The 18,579-nt window shown below is 68.7% G+C and carries 15 protein-coding genes and 2 pseudogenes; 8 read left to right on the forward strand and 9 right to left on the reverse strand.

The features are described 5' to 3' along the window. Positions 1-87: 87 nt before the first annotated feature. The 4 genes from ctaC to CFK39_RS15015 all read left to right on the forward strand — a co-directional run bounded on the left by ctaC (position 88) and on the right by CFK39_RS15015 (position 3,787). Complete coding sequence (gene ctaC / locus CFK39_RS15000) at positions 88-1,026, forward strand: aa3-type cytochrome oxidase subunit II (protein WP_089066130.1); 939 nt, start codon at positions 88-90, stop codon at positions 1,024-1,026. Then, entirely contained in the window at positions 1,023-2,735 is a 1,713-nt protein-coding gene (gene ctaD / locus CFK39_RS15005) for an aa3-type cytochrome oxidase subunit I (RefSeq protein WP_089066131.1), read from the forward strand. The genes ctaC and ctaD overlap by 4 nt, the downstream gene beginning before the upstream one ends. A 1-nt stretch (position 2,736) precedes the next feature. Further along, complete coding sequence (locus CFK39_RS15010) at positions 2,737-3,153, forward strand: cytochrome c oxidase subunit 4 (protein ID WP_089066132.1); 417 nt, start codon at positions 2,737-2,739, stop codon at positions 3,151-3,153. 358 nt (positions 3,154-3,511) lie between these two features. Beyond that, the gene (locus CFK39_RS15015) at positions 3,512-3,787 is read left to right on the forward strand and encodes a hypothetical protein (RefSeq protein WP_089066133.1); all 276 of its coding nucleotides are present in this window, start codon (positions 3,512-3,514) and stop codon (positions 3,785-3,787) included. Between the two features lie 280 nt (positions 3,788-4,067). Here CFK39_RS15015 and qcrB read toward each other — a convergent pair whose 3' ends face one another. From qcrB to ctaE, 4 genes and pseudogenes are all read right to left on the reverse strand, one after another. Beyond that, complete coding sequence (gene qcrB / locus CFK39_RS15020) at positions 4,068-5,747, reverse strand: cytochrome bc1 complex cytochrome b subunit (RefSeq protein ID WP_089066134.1); 1,680 nt, start codon at positions 5,745-5,747, stop codon at positions 4,068-4,070. 4 nt (positions 5,748-5,751) lie between these two features. Next, positions 5,752-6,815, reverse strand: a pseudogene (gene qcrA, locus CFK39_RS15025) (cytochrome bc1 complex Rieske iron-sulfur subunit). Between the two features lie 8 nt (positions 6,816-6,823). Beyond that, positions 6,824-7,624, reverse strand: a complete 801-nt coding sequence (qcrC, locus tag CFK39_RS15030) for a cytochrome bc1 complex diheme cytochrome c subunit (protein WP_089066135.1) — start codon at positions 7,622-7,624, stop codon at positions 6,824-6,826. An 88-nt stretch (positions 7,625-7,712) separates the two neighbouring features. Next, on the reverse strand, positions 7,713-8,447 hold the full coding sequence (gene ctaE, locus CFK39_RS15035; RefSeq protein WP_089066136.1) for an aa3-type cytochrome oxidase subunit III: 735 nt from the start codon (positions 8,445-8,447) through the stop codon (positions 7,713-7,715). A 235-nt stretch (positions 8,448-8,682) separates the two neighbouring features. Here ctaE and trpD point away from each other — a divergent pair, with 235 nt between their 5' ends. Next, entirely contained in the window at positions 8,683-9,765 is a 1,083-nt protein-coding gene (gene trpD, locus CFK39_RS15040) for an anthranilate phosphoribosyltransferase (protein ID WP_089066137.1), read from the forward strand. Between the two features lie 77 nt (positions 9,766-9,842). Here the strand turns inward: trpD and CFK39_RS15045 are convergent, their stop codons facing one another. The 3 genes and pseudogenes from CFK39_RS15045 to CFK39_RS15055 all read right to left on the reverse strand — a co-directional run bounded on the left by CFK39_RS15045 (position 9,843) and on the right by CFK39_RS15055 (position 13,725). Then, complete coding sequence (locus CFK39_RS15045; protein ID WP_089066138.1) at positions 9,843-10,124, reverse strand: Lrp/AsnC family transcriptional regulator; 282 nt, start codon at positions 10,122-10,124, stop codon at positions 9,843-9,845. A 49-nt stretch (positions 10,125-10,173) separates the two neighbouring features. Continuing rightward, positions 10,174-11,832, reverse strand: a complete 1,659-nt coding sequence (locus CFK39_RS15050) for a DEDD exonuclease domain-containing protein (RefSeq protein WP_089066139.1) — start codon at positions 11,830-11,832, stop codon at positions 10,174-10,176. Positions 11,833-11,917: 85 nt separating this feature from the next. Beyond that, a pseudogene (locus tag CFK39_RS15055) lies at positions 11,918-13,725 on the reverse strand (AMP-dependent synthetase/ligase). 184 nt (positions 13,726-13,909) lie between these two features. Between CFK39_RS15055 and CFK39_RS15060 the strand changes: the two are divergent. After that, complete coding sequence (locus tag CFK39_RS15060) at positions 13,910-14,845, forward strand: ROK family glucokinase (protein ID WP_089066140.1); 936 nt, start codon at positions 13,910-13,912, stop codon at positions 14,843-14,845. Positions 14,846-14,849: 4 nt separating this feature from the next. Here CFK39_RS15060 and CFK39_RS15065 read toward each other — a convergent pair whose 3' ends face one another. Together CFK39_RS15065 and CFK39_RS15070 are read right to left on the reverse strand one after the other, a co-directional pair. Beyond that, positions 14,850-15,428 carry a hypothetical protein gene (locus CFK39_RS15065; protein WP_089066141.1) on the reverse strand — a complete coding sequence of 193 codons (579 nt, stop codon included), beginning with the start codon at positions 15,426-15,428 and terminating at the stop codon, positions 14,850-14,852. Then, entirely contained in the window at positions 15,428-16,135 is a 708-nt protein-coding gene (locus CFK39_RS15070) for an alpha/beta hydrolase (RefSeq protein ID WP_245822720.1), read from the reverse strand. Before CFK39_RS15070 ends, CFK39_RS15065 begins: the two co-directional genes overlap by 1 nt. Positions 16,136-16,278: 143 nt before the next feature. On the opposite strand from CFK39_RS15070, the gene CFK39_RS15075 reads away from it, so the two are divergent. After that, entirely contained in the window at positions 16,279-17,013 is a 735-nt protein-coding gene (locus CFK39_RS15075; RefSeq protein WP_089066143.1) for a lysophospholipid acyltransferase family protein, read from the forward strand. Positions 17,014-17,071: 58 nt separating this feature from the next. Continuing rightward, positions 17,072-18,466 (forward strand): class II 3-deoxy-7-phosphoheptulonate synthase, encoded by a 1,395-nt coding sequence (locus CFK39_RS15080; RefSeq protein WP_172805677.1) that lies wholly within the window; start codon positions 17,072-17,074, stop codon positions 18,464-18,466. The last annotated feature ends 113 nt before the right edge of the window (positions 18,467-18,579 follow it).

The raw sequence follows: 18,579 nt of genomic DNA on the forward strand, positions 1-18,579 counted from the left end.
TACCAGCTCCACATCGCGGAGCCGGCCGAGCCAGAGTGCTGGGCCCGGCGACGAGGTCTGGAGACGACGAGCGGAAGGTCATCCCCTGTGATCCCCCAGGTCCCCCAGCGCGCGCGACGCGGACGCCGCGCAGCGGCAGCAGGCCTCGCCCTGGCCACTTTGGTCCTCGCCGGCTGCACCCAGGCCCAGCAGCGCGGGTTCATGCCCGGTCCGGCTGATGGTCAGGAGGTCACCAACCAGACCGAGCGGATCACCGATCTCTGGGTCCATTCCTGGGCCGTGCTGGTCATCGTCGGTCTGATCATCTGGGGCCTGACGTTCTGGTGCGCGATCGCCTACCGTCGCCGCAAGCACGACACCGGCTTCCCGGTGCAGCTGCGCTACCACGTGCCGCTCGAGCTGATGTTCACGCTCGTGCCCGTGGTGATGGTGCTGACCTTCTTCTACTTCACCCAGCGCGACACGGCCGAGGTCGAGATGCACGTGGCGGAGCCGGACTACACCGTCAACGTGGTGGCCAAGCAGTGGAGCTGGGACATCAACTACGTCGACGACGACGTCCACGAGCCCGCCGGGGTGCAGTCCTTCGCCACCGGTGAGCCCGGTGCCGCGGAATCACTGCCGACCCTGTACCTGCCCGTCGACAAGAGTGTCGAGTTCCGCCTCGACTCCCGCGACGTCATCCATTCTTTCTGGGTCGTGGACTTCCTGTACAAGAAGGACATCTTCCCGGGGCACACCAACACCTTCCAGGTCACCCCGACCCGTGAGGGCACCTATATCGGCAAGTGCGCGGAGCTGTGCGGCGAGTACCACTCCGACATGCTGTTCAACGTGGTCGTCGTCTCCCAGGAGGAGTTCGATGAACACATGGAGGAGCTCCGCTCCCAGGGCAACGACGGCCAGCTCGGCGTCGACCTGAACCGTAACGACAAGGAGTGGAGCATGCGCGAGAAGCAGGACGACGCCGGTCCTCGCTACTCCGAGGAGAAGGCCACCGCCGGGACCGAGGGAGAGAACGAGTGAGCACCGAGACCACCGCCGCACCGAACACCTCGGTGCCGACGCGGTTCCAGGACGAGCGGCCGACGAATCTCGGCCGACAGTTCTTCAATCTTCTGACGACCACCGATCACAAGCTGATCGGCATGATGTACATGGGCATGGCGTTCATGTTCTTCGCGTTCGGCGGCCTGCTCGCGCTCGGCATCCGTGCCGAGCTCTGGGAAGCGGGACTGCAGGTCGTGGTCTCCAAGGACCAGTACAACCAGCTGTTCACGATGCACGGCACGATCATGCTGCTGATGTTCGGCACCCCGCTGTTCAACGGCTTCGCGAACTACCTGATCCCGCTCCAGATCGGCGCCGTGGACATGGCCTTCCCGCGCCTGAACATGTTCGCGTTCTGGATCACCGGCTTCGGCTCGCTGATCGTGGTCTCCGGCTTCCTCACTCCGCAGGGTGCGGCCTCCTTCGGCTGGTTCGCCTACGCGCCGCTGTCGGACGCCACGTTCTCACCAGGCCTGGGTGGTGATCTATGGGTCTTCGGCTTGGCCTTGCAGGGCTTCGGCACGATCCTGGGCTCGGTCAACTTCATCACGACCATCCTGTGTATGCGCATGCCGGGTATGACCATGTTCCGGATGCCGATCTTCACCTGGAACGCGCTGATCACCGCAGTGCTGGTGCTGATGGCATTCCCGCCGCTGGCCTCCGCGCTGCTGGCCCTGGGAGCTGATCGTCGCTTCGACGCGAACATCTTCGATGCGGCCAACGGCGGGCCGGTGCTGTGGCAGCACCTGTTCTGGTTCTTCGGCCACCCCGAGGTCTACATCCTCGCCCTGCCGTTCTTCGGCATCGCCACCGAGATCATCCCCGTGTTCTCGCGCAAGCCGATCTTCGGCTACAAGACGCTGGTCGGCGCGACGATCGCGATCGCGGCTCTCTCCGTCACCGTGTGGGCGCACCACATGTACTCCACCGGTGCGGTGATGCTGGACTTCTTCGCGTTCATGTCGATGACGATCGCGGTGCCCACGGGCGTGAAGTTCTTCAACTGGATCGGCACGATGTGGCGAGGCTCGGTGACCTTCGATACGCCGATGCTCTTCACCCTCGGCTTCCTCACCACCTTCATCTTCGGTGGCCTGACCGGCGTCATCCTCTCCTCGCCGATCCTCGACTTCATCGTCACGGACACGTACTTCGTGGTGGCCCACTTCCACTACGTCATGGCGGCGACCGTGATGTTCGAGATGTTCGCCGGATTCTACTTCTGGTGGCCGAAGATGTTCGGGTACAAGCTCAACGAGGGCCTCGGCAAGCTCCACTTCTGGCTCCTCGCCATCGGCTTCCACATGACCTTCCTGATCCAGCACTGGCTCGGTGTCGCCGGCGCCCCCCGCCGCTACGTGAACTACCTCGCGGAGGACGGCTACGACTGGATGAACCAGATCTCCACGATCGGCGCAGTCATCACCGGCATCTCTACTCTGCCGTTCCTGCTCAACGTGGTCCTGACCCACCTCAAGGGCAAGAAGATCGAGGTCGACGACCCGTGGGGCTATGGCGCATCCCTCGAGTGGGCGACCACCTGCCCGCCGCCCCGTCACAACTTCCATTCGCTGCCTCGCGTGCGATCCGAGCGTCCCGCCTTCGATCTCCACCACCCGGAGGTTGCGCTGCAGGACCACATGCTCGCGGAAGAGCCCGCCCTGAACCCTAGGACGAACTGACATGAGAACAAGCGCAAAGATCTTCTGGATCCTGGGAGTCTTCTTCCTGGTCGTGGCGATCGTCTACGGATTCCTCACCTATCGGTATGAGCCGCTCGGCATCGAGACCGTCGGCTTCCCCGCGGTCATCGCGCTGTCGGGCCTCGGCTTCATGATCGCGATGGCGCTGACCCTCGCGCTGCGCAAACACGATCAGGACGCCTCGGACGACCTGGAGGGCGAGGTCTCCGAATCCGCCGGTGTGCAGGGAAGCTTCGCCCCCTACAGCTGGGCACCGCTCTGGCTGGCTACCGGAGCCGCGCTGTGCTTCCTCGGCGTGGCCGCCGGGTGGTGGATCTTCGCCTTCGGCATCCTCTTCGCCATCTACGGTCTTCTCAGCTGGGTGCTGGAGTTCTCCACCGGTCAGCACGCGCACTGAGCTGACAGCACACGGGCGGCCTCCTCGGCCCTCCGTCGTACAGGCCCCGCATCGTTCATCGATGCGGGGCCTGTTGCTCTCTGCCCGTCGATGCTCCTCGAGCAGCTGCATGCCGTGACCAGATCCAGACTCGACGATGCACGTATGAAATGCGCTGTAAGGGCCGCTACAGCCGTCAGCTGTAGTTATGTCGACGAAGACTTGTGCGTTCACGCGTGCGGCGGAGGCGTCATCCCCGCTGGGCGGCCACGATCTTCGGCTGCTCGTCGGCGCAGTGCTAGCGTGAAGCTCCGCAACCGCAGCCCTGGTCATGCCCCGTCCAGCCATCCTGCGGCGATCGACTCGAGGGGAGACGTCCATGATCGGCAGCGCCAAGAGCCCGGTGGAGCGCGCCGAGAAGCAGCTGCTCCGCCTCTTCCCCGACGATCCGGATCTCCTCGTGGCTACGGCCTGGGCGACCGAGACGCTGCGCAGTCAGGAGCTGGACCCCTCCGCATCGCCGCTCCGCTCCCTGCGTGCGCTGCGACGCGCCGACCGCCGCCTCGGCGCGGCGGCAGCACGCTATCTGGTCGAGGCGGCCGCAGGGCGGCCCCCGGTGAGCCGGCGTCGTCCGGCACCGCCCACTGCGCAGTGATGCCGGGAAGGGTGCCGGCTGCGGATGCGCTCTCGCACCATGGGCGCTCCTGCACGGAGACTCCGAGGAAGGGAGCTCCCGGGACCCTTCTGGACCGGTGAGGGGGCTCCTGGGCGGCCGCGGCACCGCTATGGGCGGTGGGGAGTGGGGGAGTGGGCGTCGGCTCGCTGCACTGCGCGTCCGGAGCCGATGCGGCGGCAGACAGAAGAGGGACGGGCCCCGGGAGAGGAATCCTCTCCCGGGGCCCGTCCCCTGCGCGGTGGGTTCCGCGGCGGTCGACTCAGTGCATGGCCATCTCGTACGGCGTGCGGTGGTCCCCGCCGGTCGCCTCGTCGATGACATGCTTCTCGTGGCCGGAGTGCTCGAGAGCCGCGCGCAGCTCGGCCGGGGTGACCGGCTCGATACGGTCCTTGAAGAAGAAGCTGGTCGCCTTCGCCCGCAGCGTGGAGACGCCCTTGCCGGCAGCCAGCGGACGGTAGTCGTCGTGCTGCACCAGGACCCAACGGTCGTGGTCGCTGAGCGGAGCATGGATCTCCAGCATCTCGCCGGTCCCCGTCCGGACCACGCGCGAGGTCTCCTCACCGTGGAGCGCCTTCTCCCGCCGCTGCCGCTGGAGCGACAGGCACAGGCGTTTGGTGATGAAGAAGGCCAGTACCGGGACCACGAATATGCCGATGCGGAACGCCCATGTCAGGTCATTGATCGAGAGCTGCAGAGCGATGGCGATGAGGTCGTTCGTGGCCGCCAGCGCGAGGATCAGATAGACCATGAGCCAGGAGACGCCGAGGGCCGTGCGCACCGGGGCGTTGTACGGCAGATCGTTGAGGTGGTGCTCACGATCGTCGCCGGTGACCCAGGCCTCGATGAAGGGATACAGCGCCAGCGAGGCCAGCAGCAGTCCGTACACCGCGAACGGGATCAGCATGTTCAGCGAGATCACGTAGCCGAAGATCGTGAACTCCCAACCCGGGATGAGGCGGAGTCCGCCGTCGGTCCAGAGCATGTACCAGTCCGGCTGGGAGCCGGCCGAGACGGGGGAGGGATCGTAGGGGCCGTAGACCCACACGGCGTTGATCGAGGTCGTCGCGGAGATCAGCGTGATGATGCCGAAGACCAGGAAGAAGAAGCCGCCGGCCTTGGCTGCGTACACCGGGAACACCGGGAAGCCGACCACGTTGCGCTCGGTGCGACCGGGCCCGGGGTACTGGGTGTGCTTGTGCAGCACCAGCAGCACGAGGTGGATGCCGATCAGCCCGAGGATCATCGCGGGCACGAGCAGGATGTGGATCGTGAACAGGCGCGGGATGATGTCGGTGCCGGGGAACTCGCCGCCGAACAGGAGCATCGAGAGGTAGGTGCCGACGATAGGCATCGCCTTCATCAGTCCGTCGATGATCCGGACACCGTTGCCGGAGAGCACGTCGTCCGGGAGGGAGTAGCCGGAGAAGCCGGCGACCATGCCCAGGACCATGAGGGTGAAGCCGACGAGCCAGTTCAGCTCGCGCGGTTTGCGGAAGGCGCCGGTGAAGAACACTCGGAACATGTGCACGAAGATCGCGACCATGAACACCAGGCACGCCCAGTGGTGCATCTGGCGGAAGAGCAGCCCGCCGCGCAGCTCGAAGGAGATCTGGAGGACCGACTCGTAGGCCCTCGACATCGTCTCGCCCTGCAGCGCCTCGTACGGACCGCTGTACACGACCTCCTCCATGGAGGGGTCGAAGAACATGGTGAGGAAGGTGCCCGAGATCAGCAGGATCACGAAGCTGTAGAGCGCGACCTCGCCGAACATGAACGACCAGTGGTCGGGGAAGATCTTGCGGGCCATGAACTTGACAAGGCCGCCGCCGGAGACGCGCTGGTCGAGCCAGTCGCCGCCTACTGCGCCGAGCTTGTAGACGCGGGAGCTGTCCCCGTCGGCGGAAGCCTGCTTCCGGGTGCTGGGAGTCGTGGTCGTCATGGGATCACTTGTCCTTGTGGATATTCCAGAAGCTGGGCCCGATCGGTTCGGTGAAATCACCGGGGGCGATGAGGTAACCCTCGTCGTCCACCTCGATCGGCAGCTGGGGAGCGGGCGGTGTGCCGGGCCGAAGATCACCTTGGCGCCGTCGGTGACGTCGAAGGTGGACTGGTGGCACGGGCAGAGCATGTGGTGGGTCTGCTGTTCGTAGAGGGCCACCGGGCAGCCCACATGGGTGCAGATCTTCGAGAAGGCGAGCACGCCTTCGACGCCCATCGAGGCGCTGTCCTCGTTCTTGGAGAGCTTCGGATCGATGCGGACGATCACCGCTGCGGCCTTGGCGCGCTCCTCGAGGAGGTAGGGCGTCTCCTCGGTGAGGCCCTCGGGCATCACGTGGAAGATCGAGTTCATGGCGACATCGGAGAGCTTGATCGGCGTGCCGTCGTGGTCGCGGGCGAGGCGCTGGCCGGGGTTGTGGCCCCAGAACGTGTGGTGGAGCTTGTTGCCCGGCAGCGGGCCCAGCGTGGACAGCGGCGCGAGCACCGCGATCGGCAGGGCGGTGAGCGAAGCGACCATCGCGGTGACGATCAGGGGGCGGCGGCCGATGCCGGACTCCTCCAGACCGTCGGTGATGATGCCTGCGGCGACATCGCGGGTCTCGTCGGAGCTGCGGATGTCATGGCGCTCCTCGACCATCTCCTCATCGGGCATGAGGGTCTTGGCCCAGTGGACCGCCGCCGCTCCGATGAAGAAGACCGCGATCGCCAGTCCGAGACCGGTGATCAGGTTGGACCACCACAGAGCGCTGGAGGAGCCCTGCTCGGCGAAGATGTTCGCTCCGGTCGGGGTGACCAGGAAGTAGGCCGCGATGAAGATCACGGAGCCCACGACACTGAGGAGGAACATGGCGGCGACGACGCGCTCGGCGCGCTTCTCCGCCGGCTTGGAGAGATCCGCCTGGCGGTGGACGTGGGGAGGCAGGCCCGGGTTCGGGAAGCCGCCGCCCTCCTTCGGAGCGACCGTGCTGAGGCCGCGGGACGAGGAGCTGCTGTCGGGAGTCGTGTTCATGCTCGTATTCACTTGGCCTTCGCCCCCAGCCAGACTGCACAGCCCAGGAGCAGGGACAGGATGATGGTCCACGCGTACACGCCCTCGGTCACCGGGCCGAGCGACCCGAGCGAGATGCCGCCGGGGGAGCCGGTCTCCTCGAGGGTCTCGAGGTAGGTGATGACGTCACGCTTGTCGGAGGGAGAGAGGTTGTTGTCGTTGAAGACGGGCATGTTCTGCGGGCCGGTCTCCATCGCCTCGAAGACATGCCGGGGCTCGATCCCGATCACCGCAGGGGCGTACTTGCCGCGGGTCAGCGCACCGCCGGCACCGGCGGCGTTGTGGCACATGGCGCAGTTGATGCGGAAGATCTCGCCGCCCTTGGTGGCGTCTCCCTGGCTGGTGTCCAGCCACTCCTCGTCGGGAAGCGCGGGGCCGGGGCCCAGCGAGGCGACGTAGGCGGCCAGCTGCCGGGTCTGCTCGTCGGTCATCTGCGGGGGCTTGCGGGCCGCCTGCGCACCGGAGTGCTGCATCGGCATCCGGCCGGTGCCCACCTGGAAGTCGACGGCGGCGGCGCCGACACCGACCAGCGAGGGGCCGATCGTGCTGCCGTCGGCATCGGTGAGGCCTTCTGCATTGCGACCGTGGCAGGTCGCGCAGTTGGCGAGGAACAGAGCCTCACCGGAGTCGACATCGTCCTGCGTGTAGGCCTCGGCCTGTGCCGTCTGCGGCTGCAGGGCCGCGAACAGCCCGCCGGTCGCGACGAGCGCGAGCAACAGGATCACGAGTAGCGCCATCGGGTGATGGCGACGTGCGGCGAGAGCCTTCACGGTTCGGACCTCGATTCGTGGAGGGGGCGGGCGGGGGAGGGGGATGCTGGGGAGAGACCGGGTGCGCTGACCGGGCCGTCGGCGGGGATCAGAAGATGCTCCAGTCGAAGGTCACCTGGACCGCGTGGCCCGGGTCGCCGAGCGACATGATCGGGTCGAGCATGTACACGATGAAGAACAGCACGATCCAGACCACGTCGACGAAGTGCCAGTAGTAGGAGATGCAGATCGCGGAGACCTGTTCGTGCGAGGTGAAGTTCTCTGCCGCGTAGGCACGCAGCAGCACCATCAAGAAGGCGATCAACCCGCCGATCACGTGGATGCCGTGGAAGCCGGTGGAGAGGTAGAAGACCGAGCTGAACGGCGTGGACGACATCGTCACCCCGTGGTGGACGAGCTCGGTGTACTCGTAGGCCTGGCCCGAGACGAAGATCGCGCCGAGGATGAAGGTGAGGGTGTACCACTCGATCATCCCCCAGCCGCCGATGTTGAAGATCGAGCCCTCGCGCCGCTTCCGGGGCTGGAACGCGGGCCCCCAGGGGAACCGGCCCTCTGCCATGAAGACACCGATCTGGCAGGTGACCGAGCTGAACACCAGGATCGAGGTGTTCACCAGGGCATAGCCGTGCGTGAACTTGGCTTCACCATCTGCGAAGGTGTCCGGCGCCATGGAGCGCAGGGTGAAGAACATCGCGAACAGGCCACCGAAGAACATCAGCTCGCTCGCGAGCCAGACCAGTGTGCCGATCTGCGTCGGGTTCGGGCGGCCGACCGCTGGGGCGGCAGCGGCGGGGGGGCGCTCAGTCAGGGTCGCTGTAGTCACGTCACCATTATGTCGTGTCGTCAGATTCGGTGTGCCGGTACACGACGACCGAGCACATCGCGGGGCCTGCGCCCCGGGCGGACCGGATCAGCATATCCCTCCTGACGACGTGTCACGAACCAGGACACGCAACGGATCGTGCCAGGTGACCCGCACATGCGTGGCCGTGACCGTTCCGTGATCCGTTCCGTGAGCAGGTCGACGACTGAGGAGGCGGGGATGCGATGATTCGGTCATGAGCGAGAACACCCCGACCTGGTCACAGATCACGTCGCGCCTCGTGCGCGGCGAGGAGCTGGAAGCGCCCGCGGCGTCCTGGGCGATGGATGAGGTCATGGCCGGGGCGGCTACTCCTGTGCAGCTCGCCGGCTTCCTGGTCGCGCTGCAGGCCAAGGGGGTCACCAGCGGCGAGCTCGAGGCGCTGGCCGATTCGATGATCGTCCACGCCCTCGCCGTGGACGCGCCGCGACAGGCGGTCGATATCGTCGGCACCGGCGGTGATCTCGCCCAGACCGTCAACATCTCGACCATGGCGTCGATGGTCATCGCCTCCACCGGCCGGACGGTGGTCAAGCACGGGAACCGGGCCTCGACCTCGAAGTCCGGGTCTGCTGACGTGCTGGAAGCCCTGGGGGTGCGGCTGGACCTGCCGGTGAGCGACGTCGAGGAGCTGGTGGCCCGCATCGGCATGACCTTCCTCTTCGCGCAGGTGTTCCACCCCTCGATGAAGTTCGCGGCGGAGGCCCGCCGCGGCCTGGGCATCCCCACCGTGATGAACATCCTCGGCCCGATCACCAATCCCGCCCGGCCGTTGGCCAGTGCGGTCGGCGTCGCCGATCCCGTGATCGCGCCCACGGTCGCCGGGGTCTTCGCCTCCCGGGGCACCAGTGCCCTGGTATTCCGCGGTCAGGATGGTCTGGACGAGCTCACGGTCACCACGGTCTCGGATGTCTGGGAGGTCCGCGGCGGGCAGGTGCGCGTGCACGAACTGGACCCGGCGACGCTGCTGGGCGTGCCGCGCAGCGGCCACGACTGCCTGCAGGGCGGCAGTGCGGAGGAGAACGCTCAGGTGGCCCGCGACCTCTACGCCGGTATCCGCACCGGACGGATGGGAGCGATCCGGGATGCGGTCCTGCTGAACGCCGCCGCCGGTGTGGTCGCCTTCGACGGGATCGGCGAGGACGCCGCCGACGGCTTCGAGGGGCGCTTCGCGACCGCCTACGAAGAGGTCGGCGCCGCGCTGGACTCCGGCCGCCCGGCCGCGCTCGTGGAGGATTGGGCGGCGGCTTCGCAGGAGGCTCTCGCCCGCCGCGGATGAGCGGAGGCGAGATGCGGTGGCTCAGGCTCTGCTCTCCGCGCTGAGCCGCTGCTGCTGGCAGGCTCGCAGTACGCCGCTCAGCCGTCGATGCCGAGGTCGAAGGCGGCGTCGAGGTCCCGCTTCGAGTACGTCTTGAAGGCGATGTTCGTGGTGGTGTCCAGCACCCCGTCGACCCGGCTGAGCGCTCCGGCGATCACGGCGGCGAGGTCCTCGTGCGCCCGCACTCGGGCGACCGCGATCAGATCGACATCGCCGGTGACGGAGTACACCTGCTCGATACCCTCGATGTCCACGATCTCCTGGGCGACCTCGGGGATACGGCTGGGCTCGACGACGATCGAGACGATGGCGGTGATCATGGAATCTCCTTCGACGGGGCGCCGGGCACGGCGGGTGTTCCCTGCGAGCCTATGCCTGAACGCCCGCTGCGGTCCGTGCGAAGCGCCGGGCGAGATGCTCCTGATCGAATCTGGCCCGCGCCGGGATCTGCCAGGTGCCTTCGACCAGCACCGTGCGCACCCCGTCGCCCTCGAGCCAGGACAGCAGGATCTCCGCCTCCTGGTGGTAGCCCTGGCACAGGGGTGCGGCCAGCTCGGCCTCGCCGACCCCCGTCATCTCCAGGGACCGGGCGAAGGGCAGCGGATCCTTGCCGAACGGCACCAGGGTGGTGCCGGAGAAGCGGCCGTGGCGCACCGCGATCAGCTCCCAGCCGCGGCCGCCGATCACCGGCTCGGTGCTGGGTCGCGCCGCGATGAGCAGCGGCACCTCCGCCAGGGCGCGGAGCCGGGAGGCGCGCCGCGCCGCGGTGAGATAGCTGTGGGCGAGCCTGCGCAGCTTCTCGGCGTCCTCGTAGCGCCCCGCCTCCACGTGGGAGCGCAGCCGGGCGGCGACGTGGTCGAGCACCTCGGAGGGGTCCTCGAGGATCGCCCGTCGCAGCCGTGCGCGGTGTCCGCCCGAGCTGACCTCCCGGTGAGAGGAGCCGTCGAAGGCCGCGCCCCGCCCGAGGATCGCGTCAGTCAGCAGCCCGCGCAGCGGCTCGGCCTCGTGCCGGGAGGCCAGCGGCCCGAGCTGTGCCGAACCATCCGTCTCGGTCTTCGCCAGGCGGGCGGCGCGCAGGCCCTGGCCGGCGGGGCCCAGGCGCAGCCAGTGCGCCGTCTGGGGGTTCAGGCCATGCCGGTTCGAGGGCGGCTTCTCGCGGCCGATGATCCGCAGCTCCCGGATCCCGGCCTCGGTCGGGGTGGCACATTCGATGACCCGGATCGACTCCAGACGCGGGAGGATGTCCAGCACCTTGCGTCGGGTCTCCGCGGCGGTGAAGTAGGTGCGCACCCGGGAGCGCAGGTTGCGAGAGGTCCCGACATAGAGCACCCCGCCCTGGGCATCGAGGAACTGATAGACCCCTGGAACCGGGGGGACGTCGGCGGCGAGATGCTTCTTGCGCAGCTGAGCCGGCGTCGCCCTGCGGTGCGCGGTGCCCAGGTCCTCGAGGGTGGAGGCACCTGCCGCCCCGAGCCGCTCGATGATCGCATGCAGCACGTCCACGGTGGCCCGGGCATCGGAGAGGGCCCGGTGATCCGGCGTGATGCTCGCTCCGACGTGCCGCGCGAGGGTGGAGAGCTTGTGGTCGCGGACCTCGTCCCGGCGGAAGACGGTGCGGGCCAGCGCGAGGGTATCCAGCACACGGGGCCGGGGCCAGCTGACCCCGCACACAGCCGCCTGGGCGCTGAGGAAACCGATGTCGAAGCGGGCGTTGTGCGCTACCAGCGCCGCATCTCCGGCGAAGTCCAGGAACATCGGCAGCACGGTGCGGATGGAGGGTGCCTCGGCGACCGAGGCGTCGGTGATGCCGGTGAGCGCCGCGATGTAGGCGGGGATTGGCCGCTCGGGGTCCACGAAGGTGCGGAACTCCCCGAGCACCTCGCCGCCGCGGACCTTCACCGCCCCGATCTCGGTGATCGCGTCGGCCGCAGGATCGGTGCCGGTGGTCTCCAGGTCGACGACCACGAGCGTCGCCTCCGCCAGGGGGGTGCCGAGATCATCGAAGCTCAGCTGGCGGCGCGCGGACATGGTCGAAGCGTACGACGCGACCCCGACGGCGGAGCGGCACCGGTCGCGGTGCCGTCCCGCCCCCGGGGTCGCGGGGATGCCGGAGTCAGCTCGTCGGCTTCTTGCGCGAGTAGATGGACTCGATGATCGGTGCGAGATCCTTGACCACGACGTTGCGCTTCAGCTTCAGCGACGGGGTGAGGTAGCCGTTCTCCTCGGTGAAGTCGGAGTCGACGATCTCGAAGGCGCGGATGGACTCCGCGCGGGAGACGGTCTGGTTCGCGCGGTCGACCACCGTCTGCAGCTCTGCGCGAACCCTCTCGTCCTTCGCGGCCTCGGCGACGGTCATATCGGGCAGACCGTTGTTCTTCAGCCAGGTGCCCAGCATCTCCTCGTCCAGCGTGAGGATCGCCGCGACGAAGGGCTTCTGATCACCGATCACGACGCATTGGCTGACCAGCGGGTGGAAGCGCAGCTGGTCCTCCAGCTGGGCCGGGGAGATGTTCTTCCCCGCGGCGGTGACGATGACCTCCTTGGACCGGCCAGTGATGCTGAGGTTGCCGTCCTCGTCGAGCGATCCCAGGTCTCCGGTGTGGAACCAGCCGTCCCGGAGGGACTCCGCCGTGGCCTCGGGGTTGTTGTGGTAGCCGGCGAAGACCATCACACCCTTGACCAGGATCTCGCCGGTGTCGTCGATCGCGATGGTGCTGCCCGGCAGCGGCGGGCCGACGGTGCCGGGGCGCACGTCCCAGGGGAGGTTCACGCAGATCGGTGCGGTGGTCTCGGTGAGCCCGTATCCCTCGAGGATCGTCACGCCGATACCGCGGAAGAAGTGGGCCAGCCGCGCGCCGAGCGGCGCGCCGCCGGAGACCGCCCACTGGACATGGCCGCCCATCGCGTCGCGGAGCTTCCCGTACACCAGCTTCTCGAACAGCGCGTGCTTCGCCTTGAGCGTGAACGGGATCTTGCCCGCGGAGAGCGCGATCGAGTAGGCGGTCGCGGTCTCGGAGGCGGCGGCGAAGATCTTGCCCTTGCCCCCGGCGATCGCCTTGGCCTCGGCGCCGTTGTACACCTTTTCGAAGACTCGCGGCACGGCGAGCAGGAAGGTGGGCTGGAAGGCGGCGAGATCCTCCATCAGGTTCTTCGTGTCGGAGGTGAACGCGGTGGTGATCGGCCAAGAGACGGCGAGCACCGAGATCAGGCGGGCGAACACGTGTGCCAGCGGCAGGAACATCAGCAGCCGGCTGCCCGGGGGCAGCACCTGCTCGCCCAGCAGGTTCAGCGCGCTGCGGGTGGTGTCCACGAAGTTCGCATGGGTGAGCTCGGCGCCCTTGGGCCGACCGGTGGTCCCCGAGGTGAAGATGATGGTGGCGATGTCGCTCAGCCGCCGGGAGGTGCGCCGTGCCTCGAGGTCCTCGTCGCTCACCTCGGTGGCGCGCGCCTTCAGGGCCTCGAGGACCCCGTCGTCCAGCACCCCGATGTGCGCGAGCTCGGGGAGCTCGCCACGGACGGACTCGACGTCCTCCCGATGCCGGGTCGACTCCACCAGCACGTACTTCGCTGCGGAATCCGAGGCGATCCACTGGATCTGGCTGGGGGAGGAGGTCTCGTAGATCGGGACGCTGATGCCCCCGCCCACCAGATCGCCCAGTCCACGAGCGCCCACTCATAGCGGGTGCGGGAGAGGATCGCGACCACATCACCGGATTCGATGCCTGTGGCGATCAGCCCCTTCGCGACCTGCTTGACCTCCTCGATGAAGTCAGCGGTGCTCTGCGGCGTGTAGGTCCCATCGCCCTCGGCGAGCTCGAAGATGGGGACCGATGGATTCGCACGGAGCCTCCCGAGCAGGAGGTCGGTCGTGTTCTCGTCTGGGCGGCTCTCATGCTGCGGCGGCGAGGTGAACTGCTTCATCGAATCTCCTTCGATCCGGCCAGGTGTGCGCGGCAGGCACATCCGCGCCTGCCCGGAAGCGCTGGTGGGGTCACCACCAGCTTACGGCAGGTGACGCATACGATGGCGCATGACAGTCGGGCGTGCACAAGCCCTCACGACAGCTGTCCTCGCCGGCGCGAGGACCGGAACAGACAGGGGCGGCATGCTCTCCATCGGAGTGGACATCGGCGGGACCAAGATCGCGGCCGGGGTGGTGGACGAGGCGGGGGAGATCATCGCCGCGACCACCCGCAGCACTCCCGCGACCGACGCCGCGCTGATCGAGGCGGCCGTGGCGGACGCGGTCGCCGAGCTGCGGGCCGATCATGCCGTGGTCGGAGTCGGGGTGGGTGCCGCCGGGTTCGTGGGATCGGACCGGCGCACCGTGAACTTTGCTGCGAACCTCGCCTGGCGGCAGCACCCGCTGGCCGAGGAGCTCGAGCGCCTCACCGGCCTGCCCGTCGTGATCGAGAACGACGCCAACGCGGCCGGGTGGGCCGAGTACCGCTACGGGGCCGCGACCGAGGCCGCCCATATGCTCATGGTCACCGTGGGCACGGGTCTGGGTGGGGCGATCGTCCTGGACGGTCAGCTGGTGCGCGGCAACGCCGGGTTCGCGGGGGAGATCGCACATGTGAACGCCGTGCCGGACGGCCAGTGGTGCGGCTGCGGCCGACGCGGCTGCCTCGAGCAGTACACCGCCGGCACCGCCCTGGTGCGCACTGCGAAGCGACGGGCTGCCGCGGGGGATGCGCTGATGAGCCCGCTGCTGCAGGCCGCCGGGGGGAGCAAGCGCGGGATCGATGGCCCGCTGATCACCCGCCTCGCCCAGCAGGGTGATCCCGGGTCCCAGGAGCTGATCGCGGAGATCGGCACCTGGCTGGGGACCGGGCTGGCGTCGATCGCCTCGCTGCTGGACCCGGAGGTGTTCGTCATCGGCGGCGGTGTCGCAGCCGCAGGGGAGCTGTTGCTGGAACCGGCCCGGGCGGCCTATGCCAAGCACCTCACCGCGCGTGCGCACCGACCGCTGGCCCCGTTCGTCGTGGCGAGCATGGGCAACCGCGCGGGGATCGTCGGCGCCGCGGATCTGGCCCGCTGAGACGCTACAGCTCGGCCCCGTTCCCGTTGTCGCCCCGATCCTCGGGGTGCTCCCGGGGGGCGCGCAGCAGCAGGGAGATCACCCCGCCGAGCGTCGCGAGGCCGCCGAACCAGCCGAGCACGCTCGGCAGCGCCGGGGACACGGCGACGATGAGCATCAGCGTGAACCCGCCGAGCAGCGCGGTCCATGACCACAGCGCCGCGCTCGAGGGCGTGGGCAGGTCGGGATCGGGCTCCTCGAAGTCTCCGTAGATGATCTCGTCGTCGTCGAACTCGCGCGGCACGTCTGCGTCGCGGGGTCCCGCTGTGCGACCGGGCCCGGGAGCCGAGGGGTGGGCGGCCCGGGACCGGGCGACGGACTCCGGGCTGGGCGGCTCCGGCGGGGAGTCGGCGCTGAACGACCACAGCGGGTCGTCGGCGGACCCGGCGGTGTCCCCGCCGTCCCGCGTCTGCGGGGGGTCCGGTGCCGCCGGCTCCCGCGGGGCCTGCCCGGGGCGCAGCTGCAGCCCCTCGCCCTCGAGCATGCGGGCGAACTCCGCATCGACGTCCCGGGGCTCGGGGGACTGCCCGCGATCCGTGTTCATCAGCGGCCTCCCGGTGACGGCACGTGCTGGTCCAGGAATCGTGCCGAGGCCTCGAACAGCAGTTCGGCATCGTGGTCCATGGTCGCGAGATGGAAGCTGCGGGTCAGGGAGAGACGCTCGACGGGGCCGCGCACTCCAGCTGCGACGATGTCACTGTCGGTGGGAGGGACGGTGTGGTCCACACGTGAGGTGGCCAGCAGCAGGGGCACCTCCACCGCGCCGAGCCCGCGGCGCGTCCTGCGGAAGAGTCGGCGCAGCTGGGCGACGGCCCGCACGGGAAGGCGAGGGTAGGCCTCCTCCCGGGCGCCGCCGCGGGCGATGTCGGAACCGATCCCCGGCAGCGTGCGCACCACCGGTGCGATCAGCTCCGCCATGTTCGCGGCCGCCGGGAGGGTCATCCCCGGGTTCACGGCGACCACGGCGGCGATCCGGCCACGCAGCTCGGGGTCCTCGGCGAGGGCGAGGGCGAGGGCCCCGCCCATCGACAGCCCGCCCACGGCGATCGGGCCGTTCTCCCGCGCCAGGGCGAGCGCGGCATCGCGCACGCACTCGTACCAGTCCTGCCAGTGCGTCGCGGCGAGTTCGCGCTCGGAGGTGGCGTGACCGGGCAGGAGCGGCAGGTCGACCTCCCAGCCGCGAGCTGCGTGGTCTTCGGCCCAGGGCCGCATCGACTGCGGTGATCCGGTGAATCCGTGGCACAGGAGCAACCCACCGCGCGGGTTAGAGTGTCCCCGCGCGTGCCAGGGACGGGAGAGTTCGCTGAACGCCATGTGCCCATCGTCGCACTCGCAACGGCGGGGCACTACATCCCGCCTCGCGTTCGAGAGAGCTTCGACCCAGGAGTGCCCAGGTGCTGTACGAGATCGCCAAGCCCGTCGTGATGGCGGTGGTCAGGGTCCTGTGGAACCCCACGATCAGCGGGACCGAGCACATCCCTGACCGTGGAGCGGTGATCCTGGCCTCGAATCACCAGGCGTACTCGGACACTGTCTTCCTGCCGGGACAGGTGCGTCGCAGCGTGCACTTCCTCGGCAAGTCCGACATCTTCGAGGGGCGTTCGCCGCTGCACCGTCTCGGAGCCGCGATCATGCGTGGGATCCGGGTGATGCCGGTGGACCGCAGCGGGGGCAGCGCTTCCCGCTCCGCGATCCAGGCCGGACTCGCCGTGCTCGAGAGCGGTGGGGTGCTGGGGATCTATCCCGAGGGAACCCGCAGCCCCGACGGCCGGCTGCACCGCGGGAAGACCGGGGTGGCCCGCTTCGCCCTCGCCTCGGGTGCTCCGATCGTGCCGGTGGCGATGCTCGGCGCGCATGAGGCGCAGCGTGGTCGGCGTTGGTTCCCGCGACGTCGTCCTCGCATCCATGCCCTCGTCGGACCGCCTGTGGACGTGCAGACGGTGCTGGAGGAGTGCGCCGGCCTCGAAGAGGCGAAGGTGCTGCGGGCGGTCACCGACGCCGTGATGGACAGCATCCATGCCCTGTCCGGTCAGGAGCGGGTGGACGAGTACGCGAGCGTCGTGAAGCGGCGGCAGCGGCCCGCGACGGAGCGGCCGCCCGGTCCGGCGGAGCCGGGCCCTGCCCGGTGAGCGACCGACTCCTGGGACCGGGTCTCCGCGCCGGGCTGTGACTGGCTACCCTGGGCAGGTGACTCAATTCAGCCCCGACGCCCCCGCACGCGCCCACGCCTTCGCCCTGTCCTCGGCCGATGACGGCCTGGCAGCCCTCGGCGCCTGGCGCGAGTACCCCCGGGTGCAGCAACCGGTATGGCCCGACGAGGCCGCACGCGAGAAGGTCTTCGACGACCTGCGCGCCGCGCCGCCGCTGGTGTTCGCCGGTGAGGTCGACGTGCTGCGGGACCGGGTCGCCGCCGCCGCCCGCGGAGAGGCCTTCCTGCTCGCCGGCGGCGACTGCGCGGAGACCTTCGCGGACTCCACCGCCGATCGGATCCGCAACAAGATCCGCACGATCCTGCAGATGTCGGCCGTCCTCACCTATGGCGCCTCCCTGCCGGTGGTGAAGATGGGGCGCATGGCGGGACAGTTCGCCAAGCCCCGCTCGGCCGACGAGGAGACCCGTGACGGTCAGACCCTGCCCACCTACCGCGGAGATGCGGTCAACGAGTTCGACTTCACGCCCGAGTCGCGGATCCCGGACCCTGCGCGCCTGTGGAAGACCTACACCACCAGCGCCTCGACGCTGAATCTGCTGCGCGCGTTCACCGGCGGAGGCTTCGCAGACCTGCGAGAGGTCCACTCCTGGAACCGGGGCTTCACCTCCGGCGCCGGCTACGACCGCTACGAGGAGCTGGCCGGTCAGATCGACAAGGCCGTGCGCTTCATGGACGCCATCGGCGCGGACTTCGACGCCCTGAAGGTGGTGGAGTTCTATGCCTCCCACGAGGCGCTGCTGCTGGACTACGAGGAGGCGCTCTCCCGCATCGACTCCCGCACGGGAGAGATCTACGGCTGCTCCGGCCACTTCCTGTGGGTCGGGGAGCGCACCCGGCAGCTCGACGGCGCGCATGTCGACTTCATGGCCCGGCTGCAGAACCCGATCGGGGTCAAGCTCGGACCGACGGCCACGGTCGACGATGCCCTGCGCCTGATCGACCGGCTGGACCCGGAGCGGGAGCCCGGACGGCTGACCTTTATCACCCGCATGGGGGCCGGGAAGATTCGCGATCGTCTCCCGGCGCTGGTCGAGGGCGTACGGGACTCCGGTGCACAGGTGGCCTGGGTGACCGATCCGATGCACGGCAACACCATCACCTCCTCCAACGGGTACAAGACCCGTCGCTTCGAGGACATCCTCGACGAGGTGGTCGGATTCTTCGAGGTGCACCAGGGGCTGGGGACGGTCCCGGCCGGTCTGCACATGGAGCTCACCGGTGACGACGTCACCGAGGTCCTCGGCGGCAGCGGCGAGATCGATGAGGAGGGGCTCACCCGTCGCTACGAGACCCTCGTGGATCCCCGGCTGAACCATCAGCAGTCGCTCGAGCTGGCCTTCCTGGTCGCGGAGATGCTCTCGCGTCGCTGAGAGGGTGCGCAGCGGACGCCGTCGTCGCCCCGACCGGGAGGCGACGGCGTCCTTGTGCAGGACGGGCCGGTCCCGACTGAGCGAAGGTCCCTGTGTGCGCGCGCACTGGCGGG

The organism is Brachybacterium avium (assembly GCF_002216795.1).
Lineage (GTDB): Bacteria > Actinomycetota > Actinomycetes > Actinomycetales > Dermabacteraceae > Brachybacterium > Brachybacterium avium.

Coding starts and splice junctions, on each gene's coding strand:
- qcrB (WP_089066134.1), bottom strand. CDS start 5,747: ATGACGACCACGACTCCCAGCACCCGGAAGCAGGCTTCCGCCGACGGG.
- CFK39_RS15015 (WP_089066133.1), top strand. CDS start 3,512: ATGATCGGCAGCGCCAAGAGCCCGGTGGAGCGCGCCGAGAAGCAGCTG.
- CFK39_RS15065 (WP_089066141.1), bottom strand. CDS start 15,428: ATGAACACGGATCGCGGGCAGTCCCCCGAGCCCCGGGACGTCGATGCG.
- trpD (WP_089066137.1), top strand. CDS start 8,683: ATGAGCGAGAACACCCCGACCTGGTCACAGATCACGTCGCGCCTCGTG.
- CFK39_RS15050 (WP_089066139.1), bottom strand. CDS start 11,832: ATGTCCGCGCGCCGCCAGCTGAGCTTCGATGATCTCGGCACCCCCCTG.
- CFK39_RS15060 (WP_089066140.1), top strand. CDS start 13,910: ATGCTCTCCATCGGAGTGGACATCGGCGGGACCAAGATCGCGGCCGGG.
- CFK39_RS15010 (WP_089066132.1), top strand. CDS start 2,737: ATGAGAACAAGCGCAAAGATCTTCTGGATCCTGGGAGTCTTCTTCCTG.
- CFK39_RS15045 (WP_089066138.1), bottom strand. CDS start 10,124: ATGATCACCGCCATCGTCTCGATCGTCGTCGAGCCCAGCCGTATCCCC.